The 17,908-nt window shown below is 63.0% G+C and carries 12 protein-coding genes; 7 read left to right on the top strand and 5 right to left on the bottom strand.

What is annotated here, in order from left to right; genetic code table 11:
• The first annotated feature begins 20 nt into the window (after window positions 1–20).
• Both JQ616_RS20605 and JQ616_RS20600 read left to right on the top strand, forming a co-directional pair.
• Entirely contained in the window at window positions 21–1,046 is a 1,026-nt protein-coding gene (locus JQ616_RS20605; RefSeq protein ID WP_212017391.1) for an amidohydrolase family protein, read from the top strand.
• Between the two features lie 32 nt (window positions 1,047–1,078).
• The gene (locus JQ616_RS20600) at window positions 1,079–1,753 is read left to right on the top strand and encodes an RraA family protein (protein ID WP_212017389.1); all 675 of its coding nucleotides are present in this window, start codon (window positions 1,079–1,081) and stop codon (window positions 1,751–1,753) included.
• Window positions 1,754–1,851: 98 nt separating this feature from the next.
• Here the strand turns inward: JQ616_RS20600 and JQ616_RS20595 are convergent, their stop codons facing one another.
• The 3 genes from JQ616_RS20595 to JQ616_RS20585 all read right to left on the bottom strand — a co-directional run bounded on the left by JQ616_RS20595 (window position 1,852) and on the right by JQ616_RS20585 (window position 5,605).
• Window positions 1,852–2,211, bottom strand: a complete 360-nt coding sequence (locus JQ616_RS20595; protein ID WP_433995989.1) for an EF-hand domain-containing protein — start codon at window positions 2,209–2,211, stop codon at window positions 1,852–1,854.
• 248 nt (window positions 2,212–2,459) lie between these two features.
• Window positions 2,460–4,631, bottom strand: coding sequence for a PQQ-dependent dehydrogenase, methanol/ethanol family (locus tag JQ616_RS20590; RefSeq protein WP_212017387.1), 2,172 nt, complete (start codon window positions 4,629–4,631; stop codon window positions 2,460–2,462).
• Window positions 4,632–4,981: 350 nt separating this feature from the next.
• A complete protein-coding gene (locus JQ616_RS20585; RefSeq protein ID WP_212017890.1) occupies window positions 4,982–5,605 on the bottom strand; it encodes a response regulator transcription factor in 624 nt (207 codons plus the stop codon).
• A gap of 488 nt (window positions 5,606–6,093) precedes the next feature.
• Here JQ616_RS20585 and JQ616_RS20580 point away from each other — a divergent pair, with 488 nt between their 5' ends.
• Both JQ616_RS20580 and JQ616_RS20575 read left to right on the top strand, forming a co-directional pair.
• On the top strand, window positions 6,094–8,574 hold the full coding sequence (locus JQ616_RS20580; protein ID WP_349630026.1) for a TonB-dependent receptor: 2,481 nt from the start codon (window positions 6,094–6,096) through the stop codon (window positions 8,572–8,574).
• 310 nt (window positions 8,575–8,884) lie between these two features.
• Window positions 8,885–11,449: a TonB-dependent receptor gene (locus tag JQ616_RS20575; protein WP_283812652.1), complete on the top strand. Its 2,565-nt coding sequence runs from the start codon at window positions 8,885–8,887 to the stop codon at window positions 11,447–11,449.
• Between the two features lie 198 nt (window positions 11,450–11,647).
• On the opposite strand, the gene JQ616_RS20570 is transcribed toward JQ616_RS20575, so the two are convergent.
• Window positions 11,648–12,421: an SDR family NAD(P)-dependent oxidoreductase gene (locus tag JQ616_RS20570; protein WP_212017386.1), complete on the bottom strand. Its 774-nt coding sequence runs from the start codon at window positions 12,419–12,421 to the stop codon at window positions 11,648–11,650.
• Window positions 12,422–12,617: 196 nt separating this feature from the next.
• Entirely contained in the window at window positions 12,618–13,232 is a 615-nt protein-coding gene (locus JQ616_RS20565; protein WP_212017384.1) for a hypothetical protein, read from the bottom strand.
• A gap of 360 nt (window positions 13,233–13,592) precedes the next feature.
• Between JQ616_RS20565 and tuf the strand changes: the two genes are divergently transcribed.
• The 3 genes from tuf (at window position 13,593) to JQ616_RS20550 (ending at window position 17,780) form a co-directional block, all read left to right on the top strand.
• On the top strand, window positions 13,593–14,798 hold the full coding sequence (tuf, locus tag JQ616_RS20560) for an elongation factor Tu (RefSeq protein WP_212017382.1): 1,206 nt from the start codon (window positions 13,593–13,595) through the stop codon (window positions 14,796–14,798).
• Window positions 14,799–14,997: 199 nt separating this feature from the next.
• A complete protein-coding gene (locus tag JQ616_RS20555; protein ID WP_212017380.1) occupies window positions 14,998–15,360 on the top strand; it encodes a hypothetical protein in 363 nt (120 codons plus the stop codon).
• Between the two features lie 146 nt (window positions 15,361–15,506).
• Window positions 15,507–17,780, top strand: coding sequence for a TonB-dependent receptor (locus tag JQ616_RS20550; RefSeq protein ID WP_212017378.1), 2,274 nt, complete (start codon window positions 15,507–15,509; stop codon window positions 17,778–17,780).
• Window positions 17,781–17,908 lie beyond the last annotated feature (128 nt).

Here is a 17,908-nt window from a genome sequence, read left to right as displayed (position 1 = left end):
GGGACAATAAGGAAGCCACCATGATCATCGACTGTCACGGCCACTACACCACCGAGCCGGCCAAGCTGCAGATCTTCCGCGACAAGCAGCTCGCCGGCCTCGCCGACAAATCGCGCCGCCCGCTCACCACCAATCTCGGCATCACCGACGACGAGATCCGCAGCAGCGTCGAGGGCGCGCAGCTTCGCTTGCAGAAGGAGCGCGGCACCGACGTCACCATCTTCTCGCCGCGCGCCGCCGGCATGGCGCATCATGTCGGCAAGGAAGCCACCAGCCGTGAATGGACCACGATCTGCAACGACCTCGTGCACCGGGTCTGCACTTTGTTTCCGCAGAACTTCGTTCCGGTCTGCCAGCTGCCGCAGAGCCCGGGCGTGCAGCCCAAAAACTGCATCGAGGAGCTGGAGCGCTGCGTGACCCAGCTTGGCTTCGTCGGCTGCAACCTCAATCCCGATCCGGCCGGCGGCTATTGGTGCGATCCACCGCTGACCGACGAGTGGTGGTATCCGCTGTATGAGAAGATGGTCGAGCTCGACGTGCCGGCGATGGTCCATGTCTCCTCGTCCTGCAATCCCTGCTTCCACGGCACCGGCGCGCATTACCTCAACGGCGACACCACCGCCTTCATGCAGTTCCTCACCTCGGACCTGTTCAAGCGCTTCCCGACCCTGCGCTTCATCATCCCGCATGGCGGCGGCGCGGTGCCCTATCATTGGGGCCGCTACCGGGGCCTGGCGCAGGACATGAAGCTGCCGCCGCTGTCGGAGCATCTCTTGAAGAACGTGTTCTTCGACACCTGCGTCTATCACCTGCCCGGCATCGAGCTGTTGACCCGGGTGATCCCGGTCGAGAACATCCTGTTTGCCTCTGAGATGGTCGGCGCGGTGCGCGGCATCGATCCCGAAACCGGGCATCATTTCGACGACACCCGCCGCTACATCGACGCATTGCCGTTGAGTGCGGAAGACAAGGCCAAGATCTTTGAAGGCAACGCCCGCCGCGTCTATCCTCGCCTCAACGCCCATCTCGACCGCCGCGCGCACTGAACCCGCGCTCAAGCAGAACCCGGAGAAAACCGATGGCCATAGGATTTGCAATTCACAAGGCAAAGCGGAAAGTGTCGCCTGACCTCGTCGCGCGCTACCGCACGCTGCCGGTCGCCAATATCAGCGATTCGATGTCGCGGATCGCGGGCACCAACCGGCTGCGGCCGATGCATAAGGGCGGCTGGCTCGGCGGCCCGGCGCTGACCGTAAAGACCCGCCCCGGCGACAATCTGATGGTGCACAAGGCGATCGACCTGGCGCAGCCCGGCGACGTGATCGTGGTCGATGCCGGCGGCGTGCTGGTCAACGCCATCATCGGCGAGATCATGTCGACGCTGGCCGAGAAGAAGGGCGTCGCGGGTTTCGTGATCGACGGCTCGATCCGCGATGCCGGCGCGATCCGCGCCGGCTCATTCCCGGTGTTCGCCGCCGGCGTCGCCCATCGCGGGCCCTATAAGGACGGCCCGGGCGAGATCAATTGCGCGATCTCGATCGACGGCATGATCGTCGAGCCCGGCGACCTCATCGTGGCCGACGACGACGGCGTGCTCTGCGTGCCCCATGACGACGCCGAGGCCATCTGCAAGCTGACCGAGGCCAAGAAGGCGACCGAGGAAAAGGCCATCCAGCAGATCCTCGCCGGCACCAGCGACCGCCGCTGGGTCGATGAGGCGCTACAGCGCCTCGGCTGCGAGTTCAAGGACTGACCATAGAGCCCGTCCGAAGAGGCGAGCGCGGTCAAAAACAAAAGCCTCAGCGCGGGAAGCGCTGAGGCTTGATGGCGCAAAACCCGGCGCCGCGATCCTTATTTCATCAATCGAAGCAGAGAGCGCCCGGCGGGCGACTTCAATTCCTTCGCATCCAAGGTCCCGTCATTGTCGGGGTTGGCTGCGCCGAACCGCTTTTCGACGACGGCAAGATATTCGTCCTTGGTCAGGGTACCGTCGTGGTCGGGATCAGCTGCATTCAGCTCCTTCCTGGAGAGCCTGCCGCGCAGTTCGCGAGCATCGAGGGTGCCGTCCTTGTCAGGATCGAGCTTGTCGAACAATGCCGACGCGGCGTTCTTCACCTCGGACAGGTCGAGCGTACCGTCATTGTCGGGATCGAACATCTTGATGGTGCTGCCATTGCTCGCGGCCGCAAAGGCCGGTGCTGACAATGTCATGGCAGCGGCCAGCACCAAGCCAGCCAATGGACGCAGTATCATGCTCGATCTCCATCTAACGCCAGTTGTGAGTTCAGCTGACGAATTAGCTGGTTGCCGCACTGCATTCAAGCATTCTTCCCGATCAATCCGGGAAGAATTCCCGACGGGACTTTACCCCGGCAAGGGAAAGACAAGAGGAGATCGCGCACGGCCCGTGCTAGGCGGACTGTGCGCGATCCCTCGAGACATGACCCATTCAGGTCATGTCATTTGCTCTTCGGCCGGATCGCGTCTGCGGTTCCCTGGATGAACGCCTGGATTTTCACCACGTCCGCTTCGGTCAGCTTGCCGGTGAAATCCGGCATGCCCCGATCGCGGAACGGTCCGGCGAAGACGATGTCCTTCAGATTGGCGATCTCTTCAGCGGGGACGTAGCCGAGATTCCTGACGTTGCCACCGCGATCGACGCCGGGAACGCCATGACAGGTGGCGCAGGCCGCAACATAGATCGCGGTGCCTTCGGGCACGTCCTTCGGGTCGTACTTCACGCCCTGCAACAGGCCTTCGGTCTGATACTTCACGAACTCCGGCATCTTGGCCTTGCCGTTGAGCGCGAAGGTGTAGACCGTACCCGGATTCTGGTACTCGGTGGCGCGCGTGGCGATGCCGAACACGCCGCCCCATCCGACCGCGATCGAGACATATTGTTGGCCGTCGATCGTGTAGGTCGAGGCGGCTGCCACCACGCCGGTGCCGGTCGGCGTCTCCCACAGCGTCTTGCCGTTGGTGGCGTCATAAGCCACGAAACGTCCGTCGGCCGTACCCTGGAACACCAGATTGCCCGCGGTTGTCAGCGTGCCGCCATTCCATGGCGACACATAGTCGACCTTCCACGCTTCCTTCTGCTTGACCGGATCCCACGCGATGAGCTTGCCGAAGGCGGGCGCCTTCGGAGGCTCGCCATTGAGCACGAAGCCGACGTTCCAGCCGGTCGCGCCACCGAACTTGCCAGGAGTCGCGGCATTCTGCGCGAAGGATTTTTCCGGTGTCAGGTTGAGCGGCACATTCTGCGCCGGCAGATAGACGAGACCGGTCTGCGGATTGAATGACATCGGATGCCAGTTGTGCGCTCCATACGGGCCGGGCACGGCATCATAAGGCGCATCGCCGCGTGCGGCGGGGACTTCGATCGGGCGTCCATTGGCGTCGTAGCCCGTGGCCCAGTTCACATCGACGAAGTTCTTCGCCGAGATGAACTTGCCGTTGGTCCGGTCGATCACGAAGAAGAAGCCGTTCTTCGGCGCGTGCAGGATCACCTTGCGCGGCGCGCCGTCAATTGAGATGTCGGCGAGGATCATCGGCTGGGTCGACGTATAGTCCCAGTTATCGCCGGGGGTCTCTTGATAGTGCCAGATGTACTTGCCGGTGTCGGCATTCAGCGCGACCAGCGAAGCCAGGTACAGATTGTCGCCGCCGGACGGGCTGCGGATCTTGCGATTCCAAGGCGCGCCGTTGCCGGTGCCGACATAGACCATGTTCAGCTCGGGATCGTAGGTGATCGTATCCCATGGCGTGCCGCCGCCGCCGTTGAGCCAATATTTTCCCGCCGGGTCCCACGTCTTGGCCGCCGCTTCCATCGAGGCATCCTCGAAAGGCTTCGACGGATCGCCGGGGACAGTGAACCAGCGCCATAGCTGGTTGCCAGTCTCGGTGTCATAGGCGGTGATGTAACCGCGGGCACCGTATTCGGCGCCGCCTTGGCCGATCACCACCTTGCCGTTGAATGCGCGCGGTGCGCCGGTGATGGTGTAGGAATGATCGTGATCAATCAGCGTGTCCTTTTCCCAGACCTTCTGACCGGTGGCGGCATCGAGCGCGATCAACCGTCCATCATAAGCGGCAACGAACACCTTGCCCTTGTAGACGGCGACGCCGCGATTGACCACGTCGCAGCAGCCTTTGTAACCCTTCGAGCGGTCGACGCCCGGATCGAACGACCACAGCTTCTTGCCGGTGCGCGCATCGATCGCATGGACAACGCTCCACGATGCCGACTGATACATGATGCCGTCGACCACGACGGGCGTGGCTTCGACGCCGCGCGACGATTCAAGATTGTAGCTCCAGACCAGTCCAAGGTCCTTCACGTTCCCAGCGTTGATCTGATTGAGCTTGCTGAAGCGCGTCTCGGCGTAATCAAGTCCGATGGTCGGCCAATCCTTGGAAGTAGCGGCATTCGCCTTGATGAAATCGCTGTCAACTTTCGACGTGACGTCCTTGATGCGATCAGGCGTCACGGTCTGTGCGGAGGCAGCACCACAGAAAACCGCGACACCCAGGACTCCAGCGAGAGCTATCGTCGCAACGGCTCTTCGTGAAGAAGAGCCTCGTCTATCTGCAACGCAGTGCGCAATGTCAAACGACGGCAAACGCTTCATGTGTCTCCTCCAACGATCTCTAGCGGATCTTCAACGAACGTAGACGCGCGTGTTTGCGACATCAAGATCGATGCACGACGTAACGCGCAAAGCGAATGCTTTGCGAAAGTGCAAAGCCGCGCGCGTCGATTTTTTCCAAAACAACTCGGGAATAATTCCCGAAAATCGCGAGATACAATCTCATTGATCGAAACGACCGTGACGATACGATCCGAGTCGCTACTTCCCGCGCACAGCGCTGGATTTTATCCCAAAGAACCTAGTAACCCCGCCTCCTCGTGAGAGCGGGGTTATTTTTTGCCGACGCTCGCGACGACGTTGACGATCAACGGGGACAATTGCGCGCGCATTCAGCTCAGCAGCTTTGCGGAAATCTCGGCCGCCAGCCTGACTAATTCCCTGGTCGACCGAACGCCGAGCTTGTGTCGCATGATCGCGGTGTCGTTCGCGACCGTTCCGTAGGAAACGCCAATCAGTTTTGCGATCTCGGCCAAGGTGCGGCCAGTCGCGAGCAGACGAAGAATCTTCGTTTCACGAGAGCCGATCTGCGCAAGTCGGCTTTCCACAATCGGTGATTCAGCTGCCGTTGCATCGTTTCGGGTCGGCAGGAAGGTGCCGCCCCGTCCCACTTCGCGGATGGCAATGACAAGGTCGTTGGGATCGCCCGACTTTGACACGTAGCCTTTGACGCCGATATCGACGGCACGCGCGATGAAGACGGGATCGTCATTGATGCTGAAGATGACGATCCGCGCTTCGGCGTCTTTCCCGAGAATCTGCTGCGCGAGTTCAAGGCCGGACACTGACGGCAGATTGATGTCGAGGACGCAAACCTCCGGAGCATCTGCGGCGAACGACGCCAGGCCGCTTGCCGCGTCCACGGCAGCCGTCACGGTGATTTCGGCTTCGTCAGCCAGCAAAGCCTGGCAAGCAGCGATGACGATCGGATGATCGTCGACAAGCAGGACTCGCATCGGTGTTCTGGACAGCGGCTGGGGATTGAAATCGGGAGTGACATTACAGGCGCACGCCAAGTCGGGACAGGTGACACTTATGCGCATTGCAGCGTCGATACAATCGACGGAGGGAGACATGGCTTCTCCGAAGATGATCGCGCGGGTGCGGGCACTTGGCGGCAAATCCGGCTTGATCACGGCGCCGACGCCGCACATGCAAGATATTGATTTGGAGAGAGATTCCTTCTTGTCCGCGGCAAGTGTTGCTGCAATGCGCCGATCACCTAAAAACTGATCGGGAATATTTCCCGATTATATATGGAAAAGAATCCCGCCCTACCGGGATACATCTTGTTTGCCAAAGCCGCACTGCTCCAGCAGTCTCAAATGCGAATGGTTCGTTGGGGATAATGGCGAACCGCGACAATGGGGTGGGCGTCATGGCTGGTACGTTATTGCGTGCAGCGACACGGTTTTTGTGTTCTTCGTTCCATTCACGCGGCGCTGTGGCTTTGCTTACCGCCGTCGGAGCAGCAGCGCCGCTGACCGCGCTTCACGCCCAGACCCCCGCCCCGGCCGAGTTGCCACCCGTCACCGTGATTGCGCCCTCGCCGCTGTCGGGCACCCGCAGCATCAAGCCCGTGTCTCGGCCGGTGGCGCAGCCTTCGCGAACCGCGCGGAGGCGGGCCGCGCCTGCGCAAACCGCGGCGGCGCCGGAGGGGGGCACCGGGGTCCCTGGTCCATCCGAGCGTGATTCCAGCGTGATCGATCGCGACAAGATCCCGTCCAACACCGAAGTTCTGACATCGGCGGATTTCAGCCGCAACTACTCGACCAACTTCCTGGACTCGGTGAACCGCAAGCTGCCCGGCGTCACGCTCACCGACCAGACCGGCAATCCGTTCCAGCGCAATCTCGACTACCGCGGCTTCGTCGCCTCGCCGGTGCAGGGCACACCACAGGGCATCGCGGTCTATCAGAACGGCGTGCGCATCAACGAATCCTGGGGCGATGTGGTCAACTGGGACTTCATCCCGGAAAAGGCCATCGACCGGGTTTCGCTGGTGCCCAACAGCCCGATCTTTGGCCTGAACGCGATCGGCGGCGCGCTCAGCATACAGATGAAGAACGGCTTCACCTATCAGGGCTCCGAGGCCGAACTGTTCGGCGGCTCCTACGGGCGCGTGCAAGGCAGCGTGCAGGCCGGCGGCCAGAGGGACAACATCTCGGCCTATGCCGCGTTCGAATCCGCCTATGACCGCGGCTGGCGCGATTACGCCAACCAATCGCACATCAACCGGATGTATGTCGACGTCGGCGCGCGCAACGATGACACCGAATTCCACGTCAATTTCACCGGCGCCAGCAACCTGCTCGGCAACGTCGCGGCAACGCCGGTCGAGATGCTCAATCAGCGCTGGCAGAGTGTCTACACCTGGCCGCAGACGACGCTGCTTCAGCTCGCCTTCGTCAACGCCACGCTGAGCCACAATTTCTCGGACACCTGGTCGTTCCAGGGCAACGCCTACTTCCGCGGCTTCCGGCAGTCTCACATCGACGGCAACGGCACCGACGTCGCGCCGTGCGACGATCCAACGACCTTGTGCATCGGCAACGGGCTGCCGTTGTTCGGTCCAGCCGATGGCCCAGCCACTCCGAACACGCTCGGTAATTCTTTCCTTGGCGAAATCGACCGCAACCAGGCCGCGACCAACAGCTACGGCGGGACTGCGCAGTTGACCAATTCGGACCAGCTGTTCGGGCACGACAACCACGTCGTGATGGGTGTCAGCGTCGATCACGGCAACACGAAATTCACGGCGACCAGCGAACTCGGCACGATCGACCCCAACAACCTGTTCGTGACGGGCACTGGCGTCTTCATCAACCAGCCCGACGCAGGTCTTAGCCCGGTCGACCTGCGCGCCACCAACACCTACACCGGCGTCTACCTCACCGATACGTTCGACGTGACCAACAGGTTCTCGGTGACCGCGGGCGGGCGCTTCAATTACGCCCAGATCGATTTGCAGGACCAGACCGGAACGAATGACCTGCTCAACAGCAGCAACCGCTTCCAGCGTTTCAACCCGGTGATCGGCGGCACCTTCAAGATCACGCCGAACCTCACCGCCTATGCCGGCTATTCGGAGGCCAACCGCGCACCGACGCCGCTGGAGCTCGGCTGCTCCGATCCCAACCACCCCTGCATGATCGACACCTTCCTGGTGGCCGATCCGCCGCTCAAGCAGGTGGTGTCGCACACCATCGAGGCCGGCCTGCGCGGCAACTGGGGCCACGATGCCAGGACCGGCATGCTGACCTGGGGGCTCGGCGTGTTCCACACCCTGTCCGACGACGACATCATCGAGGTGGCGAGCCCACTCGGCGTCAACAATTTCGGCTTCTTCCAGAATGCCGGACAGACCTTGCGGCAGGGCATCGAGGCCAAGCTCGACTACCGCATCAATCGTTGGAACGCCTACGCGAACTACACCTATGTCGACGCGACTTACCGAAGCGCGATCACGCTGTCCTCGCCGAACAATCCGAACGCCCTGACCAACGACGCCGGCGCAGAATTTGTCAACGTCAGCCCAGGCGACCATATCCCCGGCATTCCCGCGCACCGATTCAAGGCCGGCGTCGACTACAACGTCACGGATGCTTGGAAGGTCGGCGCCGATCTCAACTTCGTGGGCAGCCAGTGGCTGATCCATGACGACACCAACCAGAGCCCGAAGGTGCCGGCCTATTCCGTCGTCAATCTGCACACCTCGTATCAGATCACGCCGAGCATCGAGGTGTTCGGGTTGATCAACAATGTGTTCAACCAGCACTACTATCTGAGCGGCGCGTTCTACCAGACCGGCGGCTTCACCAGTGCCGGAGGCGCACCCAACCTGATGGCGCAGCTGAGCGATCCCCGCGCCTTCGTGCCGGGCATGCCGCTCGCGGCTTACGCCGGCATCAGGGCGAAGTTCTAGGAGATCCCAGAACTCCAGGAACCAAAGAGTCAAATGACCGATGCACGATCTCTGTGAGAGGTGGTGCGTCGGTCCAGCTTTCGCTTGCGACGACGTGAGGCAACGTCGTCGTCTTCGTCGCTGCGAACGGCAGTGAATCACACCGCATACGCAATCCAATCGTGGTCGTAGTACGATTGTGATGTTTTGCCGCATGTCAGTCCGAACGCTCGGGACAGTTCTTGTTTGCCAAGCCTGCATCGCTCCAGCAGTCTGCAAGTGCAACGTTCGACGGAAACAACCGCGAACCGAACGATATGGGGTGGGCGCTATGGCTGGTACGTTGTTGCGTAAGGCAACACGATTTTTGTCTTCTTCGGTCTATACGCGCGGCGCTGCGGCCGTGCTCACCACCATCGGAGCCACGGCGCCGCTGACGATGGCGCACGGCCAGACTCCCGCCCCGGCCGAACTGCCGCCGGTCAGCGTCATCGCCCCGTCGCCGCTTTCCGGCACTCGCAGCATCAAGCCCGCCGCCCGGCCGGTCGCGCAGCCTTCGCAAACCGCCCGGAGGCGGGCCGCACCGGCGCAAACCGCGGCGGCGCCGGAGGGCGGTGTCGGTGTCCCCGGCCCGTCCGAGCGCGACGCCAGCCTGATCGATCGCGACAAGGTGCCGTCCAACACCGCGGTGCTGACCTCGGCGGATTTCAGCCGCGACTATTCGACCAACTTCCTGGACTCGGTGAACCGCAAGCTGCCGGGTGTTTCGCTCGGCGACCAGACCGGCAATCCGTTCCAGCGCGATCTCAACTATCGCGGCTTCACCGCCTCGCCGGTGCAGGGCACGCCGCAAGGGCTCGCGGTCTACCAGAACGGCGTGCGCATCAACGAATCCTGGGGCGACGTGGTGAACTGGGATTTCATCCCGGAAAAGGCCATCGACAGCGTTGCGATGTTTCCCAACAACCCGGTGTTCGGTCTCAACGCGATCGGCGGCGCGCTCAGCATCCAGATGAAGAACGGCTTCACCTATCAGGGCTCCGAGGCCGAACTTTTCGGCGGCTCCTACGGACGCGTGCAGGGCAGCGTGCAGTCCGGCGGCCAGAGGGACAACATCTCCGCCTATGCGGCGTTTGAATCCGCCTATGACAGCGGCTGGCGCGACTACGCCAACCAGTCGCACATCAACCGCATGTATGTGGATGTGGGCACACGCAACGACGACACCGAATTCCACGTGAACTTCACCGGCGCCAGCAATCTGCTCGGCAACGTCGCGGCAACGCCGGTGCAGATGCTCAATCAGCGCTGGTCGAGCGTCTACACCTGGCCGCAAACGACGCTGCTGCAGCTCGCCTTCGTTAACGCTACGCTGAACCACAATTTCTCGGACACGTGGTCGTTCCAGGGCAACGCCTATTTCCGCGGCTTCCGGCAGTCCCACATCGACGGCAACGGCACCGACGTCGAATCCTGCAACAGGGGACGCAATCTCTGCATCGACGGCAACAACGACAACGACCCGATCTACGGTCCGGTCGGCGGGCCGCCGGTGCCGAACACGCTTGGCACGGCGTTCCTTGGCGAGATCGACCGCAACAACGCCGCCACCAATTCGTACGGCGGCACCGCGCAGCTGACCAACACCGACCAGATCTTCGGCCACAACAACCATGTCGTGATGGGCGTCAGCGTTGACCATGGCAACACGAAGTTCAACGCCACCAGCGAGCTCGGCACCATCGATCCGAACAATCTGTTCGTGAACGGCACCGGAATCTACATCAACCAGCCCGACGCCGGTCTCGCCCCGGTCGACCTGCGCGCCACCAACACCTACGCCGGCGTCTATCTCACCGATACGTTCGACGTGACGAACCGGTTCTCGGTCACGGCCGGTGGGCGATTCAACTATGCCCAGATCAATCTGCAGGACCAGACCGGGACCAATGACCTGCTCAACAGCAGCAACAATTACCAACGCTTCAACCCGGTGATCGGCGGCACCTACAAGATCACGCCGAACCTCACTTTCTATGCCGGCTATTCAGAGGCCAACCGCGCGCCCACGCCGCTGGAGCTCGGCTGCTCCGATCCGGCACGCCCCTGCGTCATCGATGCCTTCCTGGTATCCGATCCGCCACTCAAGCAGGTGGTATCGCACACCGTCGAGGCCGGCTTCCGCGGCAGCTGGGGCCGCGATGCCAGGACCGGCATGTTGAGCTGGGGCCTCGGTGCGTTCCACACGCTGTCCGACGACGACATCATCCGGGTGACCAGCCCGCTCGGCACGGGTAATTTCGGCTATTTCCAGAATGCCGGGCAGACCCTGCGGCAAGGCATCGAGGCCAAGCTGGAATATCGCATCGAGCGCTGGAACGCCTACGCGAACTACACCTATGTCGACGCGACCTATCAAAGCGCGAATACGTTGCCGTCTCCCAACAATCCGAATGCCCTGACCGACCCGAACAACGACGACGTCCAGTTCGTCAACGTCAAGCCGGGCGACCACATCCCGGGCATTCCGGCACACCGCTTCAAGGCCGGCGTCGAGTACCTCGCCACCGATGCGTGGAAGGTCGGCGCCGATATCAACGTCGTCGGCAGCCAGTGGCTCGTCGGCGACGACACCAACCAGAGCCCGAAAGTGCCCGCCTATGCGGTGGTGAACCTGCACACGTCCTACAAGATCACGTCGAACATCGAGGTGTTCGGGCTGATCAACAATGTCTTCAACCAGCACTATTATCTGGGCGGTACCTTCTTCGAGACCGGCGGCTTTGCCAGCACGACGCGCGGCGTCACTAACCTGATGGCGCAGCTGACCGATCCGCGCACCTTCGTGCCCGGCATGCCGCTCTCCGCCTACGCCGGCATCAGGGCGAAGTTTTAGGACAGTTCCAACAGGTTCGTGATGTTTTCGACGCCGTCATTGCGAGGAGCGAAGCGACGAAGCAATCCATTTTATTCGCGGCGCGATGGATTGCTTCGCGGAGCCTGTCATCGGGCGCGCGTTCGCGCGACCCGTTGGCTCGCAATGACGTGGATGGAGCGGCCCCACATCGGCCTTCCACCTGACTGATGCCGCACCCTACGCCACCGTGCCGCCATCGACCGGCATCGCGATGCCGGTGACGAACGAAGCCTTGTCCGACAGCAGGAACACCGCGACCTCGGCAATCTCCTCCGGGCGCGCCGCGCGGCCCATCGGGTTGCGGGTCACCGCGGCCTTGATCAGCTCTTCGGGATCGGCCGCATTGTGGCCCGGCTGGTCGGGCCGGTTGACGAACACCCGCAGCATCGGCGTGTCGATCGCGCCGGGGCAGATCGCATTGACGCGCACGCCGTCCTTGGCGTGGCGCTTGGCCAGCGCTCGCGCCAGGCCGATCACACCGGCCTTCGCCGCCGAATAGGTCGGGCTCCAGGGCGAGCCGACCAGGCCCGACGTCGATGCGGTGAACAGGATGCTGCCCTTGCGCCGCGGCGTCATCTGAGCGAGCGCGGCATTCGTCGTGATCAGCTGCGAGCGCAGATTGAGATCGACGCTGAGATCCCAGCCCTCGAGATCGTCGATCACTGACGGGCCGGGAATGCCGAGATGGTTCCAGACGCAGTCGAGCGCACCAAATTCCTTCACGGTCGCTGCGACGATGTCGCGCGAAAACTTGTCGTCGCGGAGATCGCCGGCCAGCGCCAGCGCGCGGCCGCCGCTCTTCCTGATCTCGTCGACCACCGCCTTGGCGCCGGCCTCGTTCTGGTCGACGACCGCAACCGCCGCGCCCTCGCGCGCGAGAATGAGTGCGCCGGCGCGGCCGGCGCCCGACGCTGCGGCGGTAACGAGTGCGATCTTGCCCTGCATGTCCATGTTTCGATCCTGACTGTGCCCGTGATCTCGGGCCTTCTTGGTTCCAGCTGAAGCTCTGGTTGAATCAGGAGCGCAGCACTGTGGTCTTGCGCTGACGCGCTAGAGCCCCGTTCCGATTGAATCGGAACGGGGCTCTAGATTCTAGTTTGACGCGTTTTCTTCACGCGAACCGGAGCCCACTTCGCTGGAAAACGCTTTAGCGGCCGCCGAACAGGACCGACTGGCCGGGCAGCAGCTGCGAATGAATGTCGCTGTCCATCCGGTCCGCCCCTTGCTGGGTGAAGTTGGCCCCAAGCGACAGGGTGACATTCGAGGTCGGGCGGAACTCGACCCCCGCGCGCGCCGAATAGCCGGCGTTGACGCCGGGATTGCCGCTGAACGGTGCCACCGGCCCGCCGGCGCCGGGCGGATTGTATTTCAGGCTGTCGAAGCCGGCGAAGAAGGTCACGGGCGTATCGCCGACGCCCTTGAAATTGTAACCGAACTGCGCGCCCTGATATTCCAGCGAGCCGAACGCCGCGGATTGGCCGAGCGCGCTCCAGCCGGCGCGGCCACCTTCGCTGCCGACGAACCAGCCGTCCGGCCGGCCGTTCAGATACGCGGCACCGCCCTGCGCGCCGGCCGCATCAAAACCCGGGTAATTTCCGTAGGTGTCCGCCTTCTGGCCATCGGCCAGGCTGCCGCCGAAGCCGAACAGCGAGCCCGGCGTCCAATAGCGCACCGGACCGGCCTGGGCGTGGGCCTGCTGGCCGCCAAAGCACAACACTGCTGCGATGATTGCGAGAGCGGTTTTGCTTGCAGAGATCGACATTCGGGAGACCGTCACCTGTACCCGCGAACTATACGCTCCGGAGGCCGGTAGCGCCAGCGCGGCGCTTCGGCGCGACCGCCGCGCCTCTTGCCAATCGCGCGGTCACCCCTTATGTACACGCCTCCTTTTTGAGAGCGAGCGACCCAGGTTTCCAACATGCGGCAGTCACAGCGAGCAGCAGTGCTGATGACGGGAGGGCTAATGCCCTCGTCCGCCGCTATTCCGTTTTGGACCTGACCCAACGTCACACCTGACATGTGAGGCAGCCCGGAGCGGAAGCGGCTCCGGGCGCCGAACGAGCTCTCGCGGTGTCCCGAGTCGTGCAAACCAGCACGGGAGCTCGAACACCACAGGTGTCCCATGGCCAAAGAGAAGTTCATCCGCCTCAAGCCCAACTGCAATGTTGGCACGATCGGCCACGTGGATCATGGCAAGACGACGCTGACGGCAGCGATGACGAAGGTTTCAGCCGATCACGGCTGGGGCGCATTCGTCTCCTACCAGGACGTTGCCAAGGCGTCGGCAGCGCAAGGTACGCGTGACGATACGAAGATCCTGACGATCGCGACGAGCCACGTCGAATTCTCGACGGCGGCGCGCCACTACTCGCACGTCGACTGCCCGGGCCACGCCGATTATGTGAAGAACATGATCACCGGCGCGGCGCAGATGGACGGCGCGATCCTGGTCGTCTCCGCCGTCGACGGACCGATGCCGCAGACGCGCGAGCACATCTTGCTCGCGCGCCAGATTGGCGTGCCGCGCATCGTGGTGTTCCTGAACAAGTGCGATGTCGCTGACGATCCGGAGCTCGTCGATCTCGTCGAGATCGAGGTGCGTGATCTGTTGTCTAAGTACCAGTACGACGGCGACAACGCGCCGGTCGTGCGTGGTGCCGCGATGCAGGCGCTGCGCGGCGAGCACGGTCCGCTGGCGGATCAGGCGATCCTCAAACTGTTCGAGGCACTCGACAGCACGTTCGAGCTGCCCGAGCGGCCGAAGGATCGTCCGTTCCTGATGCCGATCGAGGGCGTGCAGTCGATCTCCGGACGCGGCACTGTCGTGACCGGGCTGGTCGAGCGTGGCGTGGTCAGGATCGGCGACGAGGTCGAGATCGTCGGCCTCGGCGACACCAGGAAGTCGGTCGTGACCAGCATCGAGAGCTACCGGAAGATCCTCGATCAGGGGCAGGCCGGCGACAATGTCGGCTGCCTGCTCCGCGGGATCGACAAGGCTGTCGTGCAGCGAGGTCAGGTGCTGTCGCATCCGGGTGGTGCGTCGCCGCACCGGACCTTCCGCGCGGAAGTGTATGTACTGACCAAGGACGAAGGCGGACGGCATACGCCGTTCTTCGCCAACTATCGTCCGCAGTTCTACTTCCGGACCGCTGACGTCACCGGCACCGTCCAGCTCGGCAATGGCGCCGAGATGGTGATGCCGGGCGACAGCGCCGAGTTCACGATCGAACTCAACAAGCCGATCGCGCTCGAGGAGCGGTCGCGCTTTGCGATCCGTGAAGGCAACCGCACCGTCGGTGCGGGCGTCGTCACCGCGATCGTGGAGTGACGGATGGGGGCCCGGTGCAAGCCGGGCCCCATTTGCCGAGGTTCACGATGTTGCAAATTCGTCCGATCGCCTGGAAATTGATCACCTCGCCCAGCAATGCGGATTGACAGCCCAGCACGTTTTCGAAACTGTGCGACACCGCGTCGCATGTGGCATCCATAGGTCCTGTGTGACCTCCCGACGCGGAAATGGCGTCGTCATGAAGTGGTTTCGTTCGAACATCAGGCATGGGGCTCGGCTGGCGCTGTTGGCGCTGTCGATCCAGTTCGTGCTGTCGTTCGGACATTTCCATGCCATTGCGCCGGCGCAGGCCACGACGTTGTTCGTGGCGCATGTCGAGCGCGACGCGCCGCGTTCAAATCCGGATTCCGACCAGGCCGCGGACCTTTGCGCCATCTGCGCCGTCGTCGCGATGGTCAACTCGGCGGTGCCGGCACCGGCATTGCCGCCGCTGCAATTGCCGGATGCCGCCAGTCTGCTCTGCTGGCAGGTCGACAATTATGCGGCGCCGCTCGAGATCGGCCGGCATCACTATCAGCCGCGCGCGCCTCCAATCGCCTGACATCCCCGCACAATTGAACGTCGAACGCGGCCACACATCGGCTGTCGTTTGATCAATCGGAATTGGGCCGTCGCGCAGCGACGGCGGGCTCGACCGCGTCCTGTTCGGACGGATCGGATCGCGGCCTCATGAGATCGGGAACCAATATGTCAGGCACTATCCGACGACACGCGGCCGCCGGCGCGGCTTCGCTGATCGCCTGCGGGATGCATGGCGCCGCACTCGCGCAGACGACGGCGCCGACCACCACCCTGCCGGACATCACCGTCACGGCGCCGCAGCACCACAACGCCCCAGCGGGGCCGAAAAAGCCGAACACCCGCATTGCGGCCGGCAGCGGCCACCGCGCGCGACGAACCGGCACGGTCTCGGCGACGCCGCAATCTCCCGAACAGACCCAGGCGCAGGCCATTGCCAGCCAGAACGAACGGCTCGACCAGGCTCGCGCCGCGCTGCTCGCGCCGACCGGCGCCGGCACCTACCAGATGAGCCAGCAATTCCTTCAGTCGCTGCCGCAGGGCACCAACACCACGCTCGACAAGGCGCTGCTGCAGGCCCCCGGCGTTTCGCAGGACTCGGCCGCCAGCGGCGAGCTGCATGTGCGCAACGAGCACGCCAACCTGCAATACCGCATCAACGGGATCATGCTGCCGGACGGCGTCGGCGCGTTCGGCCAGATCATCGACACCGGCATCGTCGGCAGCATGGCGCTGATCACCGGCGCGCTGCCCGCACAATACGGCCTGCGCACCGCCGGCGTGCTCGACATCCAGACCAAGACCGACGCCTTCAATAATTCCGGCAGTGTCAGCGTCTATGGCGGCAGCCACGGCAATTTCACCACCAGCATCGACTATGGCGGCACGGTCGGACAGACCCAATACTACGTCTCCGGACGCTATTTCGGCAGCGACGTCGGCATCGAGAACCCGACACCGGCGTATAACGCCATTCACGACCGCACCGATCAGGAGAAGGGCTTTGCCTATGTCTCGACCGCGATCGACCCGACCAGCCGGCTGACCTATATCGGCGGCGTCTCCAACGGCGCCTATCAGATCCCGAACAATCCGGGCCAGGCTCCCGCCTTCACCGCCTATGGCGTCTCGAACTTCGATTCCGCGCTGCTCAATGAGCGGCAGCAGGAGTTCAACCAGTTCAACGTCGTGGCCTATCAGAAATCCGGCGACGGATTCGACTACCAGGTCGCCTATTTCAACCGCTATAGCCAGCTGCACTTCATGCCCGACCCGGTCGGCGATCTCGTCTTCAACGGCGTCGCGTCCGATGTCTATCGCCAGAGCTTCGTCAACGGCATCCAGGAAGACACGTCGTACAGGCTAGGCTTCGCGCACACGCTGAAATTCGGCATGTCGTTCAGCGCCGAGCGTACGCTGGTCAACAACGGCTCGACCGTGCTGCCGCTCGACGATGCCGGCAACCCGATCGATGCGCCGACGTCGGTGTTCGATTCCAGCGTCAAGACCGGCTATCTGTTCTCCACCTACATCGCCGACGAGTGGAAGATCACCAACCAGCTGACGCTCAACGCCGGCCTGCGCTTCGACCAGATGTGGCAATATGTCGATGCCAATCAGCTCAGCCCGCGGATCAGCCTGACCTGGAAGCCCTACGAAGGCACCACCTTCCATGCTGGCTACGCGCGCAACTTCACGCCGCCCGAGCAGGTCCTGGCGGCACCGACCAACCTCGCGCTGGTGCAGAACACGACCGCGCAGCCTGGCGTCACCGCCAACGATCCCGTGCTGCCGGAGCGCTCGCACGTATTCGACGTCGGCGTCACACAGAAGGTCTACGCGATCCCCGGCCTCGAGGTCGGTATGGACGCCTATTACAAGATCGCGACCGACCTGCTCGACGACGGCCAGTTCGGTCAGGCCTATGTGCTGACCGCCTTCAACTATGCCAAAGGCACCAATGAAGGCGTCGAGCTGAAGGCGACCTACGACCACGACAATCTGCATCTCTACGGCAATGTCGCGATCGCACGGCAAGTCGCCACCCAGGTCGTGTCGAACCAGTATCTGTTCGATCCGGACGAACTCGCCTACATCGCCAACAATTACGTCAACACCGACCATGCCCAGACCCTGACCGCGTCGGTCGGCGGCTGGTATCAATGGCACGACACCAAGTTCAGCGCGTCGATGATCTACGGCTCGGGGCTGCGCGACGGCTTCGCCAATACCGGCACGGTCCCAGCCTACACGCAGGTCAATCTCGGCGTCTCACACGACTTCACCATCGTCGCGCCGAACAAGCCGACCACGGTGCGCTTCGACGTCGTCAATTTGTTCGACACCGTCTACCAGATCCGCGACGGCTCCGGCATTGGCGTGTTCGCTCCGCAATACGGCCCGCGCCGCGGCTTCTACGCGGGGATCACTCAGAGGTTCTAGAGCATGATCCGGACCCGGATGGCCGCGTTAGCGCAAAGTGCGAAGCGGTTTTCCGAAAAGATCATGCTCAAACAACGAGGCGAAGACTCGCAGCTCCATCTGGCACCGCCACGGCACGCGACGGGGCG

It is taken from the genome of Bradyrhizobium tropiciagri, assembly GCF_018130545.1.
GTDB classification, from domain to species: Bacteria; Pseudomonadota; Alphaproteobacteria; order Rhizobiales; family Xanthobacteraceae; genus Bradyrhizobium; species Bradyrhizobium tropiciagri_A.
Note: the sequence above shows the minus strand (reverse complement) of the source record. Positions and strands in the feature narration are given on the sequence as shown.